The organism is Microbacterium sp. Bi128 (assembly GCF_918698205.1).
On sequence record NZ_CAKKMM010000268.1, the window covers coordinates 1 to 5,515 of the forward strand.

General features: G+C 73.4%; 4 protein-coding genes. 3 read left to right on the top strand and 1 reads right to left on the bottom strand.

What is annotated here, in order from left to right:
• Positions 1-10: 10 nt before the first annotated feature.
• Complete coding sequence (locus LQV45_RS16660; RefSeq protein ID WP_230007987.1) at positions 11-1,033, bottom strand: methylenetetrahydrofolate reductase C-terminal domain-containing protein; 1,023 nt, start codon at positions 1,031-1,033, stop codon at positions 11-13.
• Positions 1,034-1,176: 143 nt separating this feature from the next.
• Between LQV45_RS16660 and LQV45_RS16665 the strand changes: the two genes are divergently transcribed.
• The 3 genes from LQV45_RS16665 to LQV45_RS16675 all read left to right on the top strand — a co-directional run.
• Positions 1,177-1,791 (top strand): pyridoxal 5'-phosphate synthase, encoded by a 615-nt coding sequence (locus tag LQV45_RS16665; RefSeq protein ID WP_230007988.1) that lies wholly within the window; start codon positions 1,177-1,179, stop codon positions 1,789-1,791.
• A 3-nt stretch (positions 1,792-1,794) separates the two neighbouring features.
• Entirely contained in the window at positions 1,795-2,628 is an 834-nt protein-coding gene (locus LQV45_RS16670; protein WP_230007989.1) for an FAD binding domain-containing protein, read from the top strand.
• A 145-nt stretch (positions 2,629-2,773) separates the two neighbouring features.
• The coding region (locus tag LQV45_RS16675) for a molybdopterin cofactor-binding domain-containing protein (protein WP_230007990.1) at positions 2,774-5,515 on the top strand (2,742 nt) is incomplete at its 3' end.

Consider the following 5,515-nt stretch of genomic DNA (forward strand, 5'->3'; position numbering starts at 1 on the left):
GCGCCGCCCCTCACTGCAGCCGCCGCGCCACCTCCGCCTGGGCCTCGGCGAAGGACTCCTCGGCGCCCTCGCGGCCGCCCGACAGGTTCACCCCCGCGACGCCCGGGATCGCGAGCATCTCCTCGGCGAGCGCCACCGCCAGCGCGATGCCCTCGGCCCGCGGATCCCGCGCCTCGCGCACGCGCGACAGGAACCCGTCCGGCAGCACGAGCGTCGTGAACGACTCGAGCAGATCCGCCGAGGCGTGGTCCACGACCACTGGCACGCACGGCACGAACGCCGCCGACACGCCGACCTCGTCGATGAACCTCCGCACGGGCTCCGCTCCGCCGGCATGGTTCACGAAGCACACGTCGGCGCCGGCGCGCAGCTTCTCGCGCAACCGCGCCGCCCGCCGCTCCACCGGTGGGGCCGCGGGAGACGCCGCGACCGACACGACGTGCCCCGCGGCCCGGGCGAGGGCCGCCGCCTCGGTCGAGTCGAGGTCGAACACGGGTGCGGCGTCGGGCCGATGCCCCGTGCGGGTGTGATCGCCGGTGACGCAATGCACCCCGGCCACCCCCTCGACCGCCAGGGCCGCCAGCTCGCCCTCGATCGCGACGCGGTTGCGGTCGCGCATGTTCAGCCCCGTCCACACCCGCAGCCCCGCGCGCTGCAGCAGGTACGCCCGGTAGGCCGGAGGAAACTGCACGCGCGCCGATCCCGCGTCGCCGGCGAGGACGGCATCCACCTCTCCCGCGAGCAGGGCGGCGCAGGAATCGATGGATGCCACGCTCAACGCCCGCGCGGGGAGGTCGGCCACGACCCACGGGCGCGTGCCGAGCGAGGCCAGGGTCTCTGCGGCGGCGGCGGTGCGTGGGCCGGGGGGCGGTGCCGAGACCCGGTCGACGCCGGTCCACGTCACCGTCGACCGCGGCAAAAACGTGCACGCGCGAGAAGCGTCGATCTCGCACGATCCGTCGAAGCCGACGCCGCCGCACGGACCGTATTCCATGCGCTTGGGGCACGCGTCGAGAAGGGGCAGGACTTGCACGGGACGCCTCCGCTCCGGGGCACCGTGGCCCCACGCCCGGGAGTGTACGGAGCGCGTGTTTCAGCGAATGTTCATGGCGGCAACATCGCCGAAACGCGCGGTCCCTACGCTCGGCGGTGCACGCTGCACACCCGGAGGTGGCCATGATCACGGCAGGCACCACGTTCGGCTCCGATCTCGACGAGACCGACGCCCTCGTCGCCGACCCGCTCGCGCTGATGGTGCGGTGGCTCCCGCCGCACGACAGCGAACTGCGCCCGCTCGCGGCCCTGTCGACGATCGGCCGCGACGGTCTGCCGTCGCTGCGTCACGTCCTGGTGAGCGATCGGGATGCCACGGGTCTGTACTTCCACACCGATTCCGCGAGCGCGAAGGTCGCCGAGATCGCGGCCAACCCGGTCGCGGCGATGTCGGTCGCGTGGCCCGAGGTGGGACGGCAGCTCGTCGTGCGCGGCATCGTCGAACGCGTGAGCGCGCCCGAGGCCGCCGCCGTGTACGCCCAGCGTTCGCGGTACCTGCAGCTGCTGGCCTGGATGAACACGCTCGACAACGCCCAGCTCCCCACCGACGAGCGCCGACGCGTCTGGGCCGACTTCGACTCCGCGCACCCCGTCCTGGACCCGCCGCAACGCTGGGTCGGCTTCCGACTGCGGCCCCTCACGCTGACGTTCTGGCGGGGCGACCCGGCGGGGCAGAGCACGCGCCAGCACTACCGGCTCGCCGACGGCGCGTGGTCGGGCGAGATCCTGGCGGGCTGAGGCATGGACATCACCACCGTCACCTCCTACCGCGCCGCCCGGACGCGCGAAGACCTCACGCTGGCGCCGGGCGAGGTCGTGATGGCCGGGGGCACGTGGCTCATGAGCGAGCCGCAGCCCGCGACCACCGGCTTTGTCGACCTCACGACCCTCGGCTGGCCCGACATGGAGGTCACCGACGCCGGGCTCCGCATCGGGGCGACGTGCACGATCGCGCGCCTGCTCGCGTGGGTCGAACGTGAGGCTCCCGCCGAGTGGACGTCGCTCGCGCTCGCGCGTCCGGCCGCCGACGCGCTGCTGGCGTCGTTCAAGATCTGGAACACCGCCACCGTCGGCGGCAACGTCTGCCGGGCGTTCGCGGCCGGGGCGATGATCGCTTTCCTCTCGACCCTGGATGCCACGGCGGTGGTGTGGACGCCCGACGGCGGCGAGCGTCGGATCGCGGTGGCAGACCTCGTCGTCGACAACGCCGCGACCTCGCTGGAGCCCGGCGAGGTGCTGCGTGCCCTCGATGTCCCGCTCACGGCGCTGACCTCCCGAGTGGCGCTGCAGAAGATCGCCCTCGCCGAACTCGGCCGGTCGGGCGCCGTCGTCACGGCTCGCGTCGACCCCGACGGCGCGGCGGTGTTCGTCGTCACGGCCGCGGTGCGTCGGCCGCGCGTGCTGCGGTTCGCGCGGGTGCCCGGAGCGGGAGAGTTGCGGGATGCCGTGGCATCCGCGACCGATTTCTACACCGATCCGCTCGGCAGCGCGGATTGGCGCCGCGGGGTGAGCGTGGTGCTCGCCGAGCGGCTGCGCGCGGGGTTCGTGCGGACCGTGCACGAGGGAGCCGCGTGAGCGCCGGGTTCCGCGGTGCCGTCCCGCGCTCCGGAGCTCGGAGCGGTTCAGCGCTCGACGCGCACCCCGACGTCGCCCCGCGGACCGCTTTCTCCGGAGCGCGGCACCGGCGCCACCCGACACACGTTCGCCAGGAGGGCACCGCGTGAGGTTCGAGGTCAACGGGTCCGCCATCGAGGCCGACCCCCGTCCGGGCCAGTGCGCCCGGACGCTGCTGCGTGAGACCGGCCACGTCGAGGTGAAAAAGGGGTGCGACGCGGGTGACTGCGGCGCGTGCTCGGTGCTCATCGACGGTGAGCCGACGCACTCGTGCATCGTCCCGGCGATGCGACTCGAGGGTCGCGCGATCACCACGGCCGCCGGGCTCGCGCCGGGCGACGAACTCCACCCGGTGCAGGAGGCGCTGGCATCCGGATTCGGGTTCCAGTGCGGTTTCTGCACGCCCGGCATGAGCGTCACGGCCTCGACCCTGTGCGCGAGCGACCTCGACGACCTCGACCGCCGCATGAAGGGGAACCTGTGCCGCTGCACGGGGTACCGGCCGATCCGTGAGGCGATCCGGGAGTCCGTGCTGGGTCCGGTGCGCGAGACGGGACTCGCCACCGCGTGGGATGGCCGCCCCGCGCTCACGCCCGCGCGGGACGGCAGCGTCCCGGCCGCCGGCCGCGTCGGCACCTCCGTCGTACCCGAGGCCGCGCGAGACGGCAGCGTCCCGCCCGACGGCCGCGTCGGCACCTCCGTCGTGCCCGAGGCCGCCCGCCGCATCGTCCAGGGCAAGGAACCGTTCACGTTCGACGAGCCCGTGCCCGGCGGCCCGCCGCTCGTGCTGCGCGTCGTGACCTCACCCCACGCGCACGCGCGGATCACCTCCATCGACACCGTCGACGCGCTCGCGGTCCCCGGCGTCGTCGCGGTGTTCACCCACGCCGACGTCCCCGACGTCCGTTACTCCACCGGCCGCCACGAACACCGCACCGACGATCCCGACGACACGCGCATGCTCGACGACGTCGTGCGGCACGTGGGCCAGCGGGTCGCCGCGGTCGTGGCCGAGACGGCGGAGGCCGCGGATGCCGGCTGCCGCGCGGTCCGCGTGGAGTACGCCGTGCTCCCCGCCGTCTTCGATCCCGAGGACGCGCGCCGCCCCGGCGCTCCCCTGCTGCACCCCGACCGCACCCCCGAGGAGCGGGTGATGGCGGCCGACCGCAACGTCGTCGCCGGCTTCCACACCGGCCACGGCGGCGACATCGACGAAGCCCTCGCCGCGAGCCACGCCACGGTGAGCGGCGAGTGGCGTTCGTCGCGCGTCACACACGCGGCGCTCGAGACGCACGGATCCGTCGGGTGGCTCGACGACGAGGGCCGCCTCGTCCTCCGCTCGTCGACGCAAGTGCCGTTCCTCGCCCGCAACGAACTCGCGCACGTCTTCGGCCTCGAGCGCGACCGCATCCGCGTGTTCGCGAACCGGGTCGGCGGCGGCTTCGGTGGCAAGCAGGAGCTCTTCACCGAAGACCTCACGGCGCTCGCGGTGCTCAAGCTCGGTCGCCCGGTGGCGTACGAGTTCTCGCGCACCGACCAGTTCGTGCGGGCGTCGCTGCGGCATCCGATGCGCGTGCGCGTGTCTCTGGGGGCGGATGCCGCGGGCACCCTGACCGCGATGAAGCTCGACGTGCTCAGCGACACCGGCGCGTACGGCAACCACGCGATCGGCGTGCTGTTCCACTCGTGCGCCGAGTCGACGACGCTGTACCGCGTGCCGACGAAGTGGATCGACGCCGAAGCGGTGTACACGAACAACCCGCCGTCGGGCGCGTTCCGCGGGTACGGGCTCGGTCAGGTCGTGTTCGCGGTCGAGTCCGCGATGGACGCCCTCGCCGAGGAGCTCGGCATCGACCCGTTCGACCTGCGTCGCCTCAACGCGGTGCAGGAGGGCGATCCGCTCCACCCCGACGAGGACAAGTACGAAGAAGACCTGATCTGGGGCAGTTACGGCCTCGACCAGTGCCTCAATCTCGCGCAGGACGCCCTCCGCCGCGGCAACGGCGTCGAGGCCCCCGCGGGCTGGGCGGTCGGCGAGGGCATGGCGGCAGCGATGATCGCGACGATGGCCCCCCGCGGACACATCGCCCACACGACCGCGACCCTGCGTCCCGACGGCACGTACCTGCTGCGCGTCGGCACGGCGGAGTTCGGCAACGGCACCTCGACCGTGCACCGGCAGATCGCGGCAACGGTGCTCGACGCCTCCCCGGAGCGTCTCGAACTCTGGGCCGCCGACACCGACGCCGTCCGCCACGACACCGGCGCCTTCGCCTCCGCGGGCACCACGGTCGCGGGCAAGGCGCTGCACGCGGCGTGCACCGTGCTGCGGCGGCGCATGATCGACATCGCCGCGGAGCTGACCGGAGCGGATGCCGCTTCGGCCGAGGTCGTGGCATCCGGTGTTCTGGCCGGAGACGAGCTCGTTTCGTGGGAGCGGATCGTGGATGCCGCGCCCGCTTCGCTGCGGGACGAGCAGGGCCTCACCGCCGACGGCGCGGAGTTCGGCGACTTCCGCTCGCTGGCGTTCAACGTGCACGCCGTGCGGGTGGCCGTCGACCCCGAGACGGGCACGGTGAAGGTGCTGCAGTCGATCCAGACCGCCGACGCCGGGGTCGTGATCAACCCGGCGCAGTGCCGCGGGCAGATCGAGGGCGGGGCCGCGCAGGCCCTCGGCGGCGCGCTGTACGAAGAAGTGATGCTCGAAGAAGGGGTGGTGCAGAACCCGGTGTTCCGCACGTACCGCGTGCCGCAGTTCGCCGACGTGCCCGACACCGAGGTGTACTTCGCCGAGACCGACGACTCCCTCGGCCCCTTCGGCGCGAAGTCGATGAGCGAATCGCCGTAC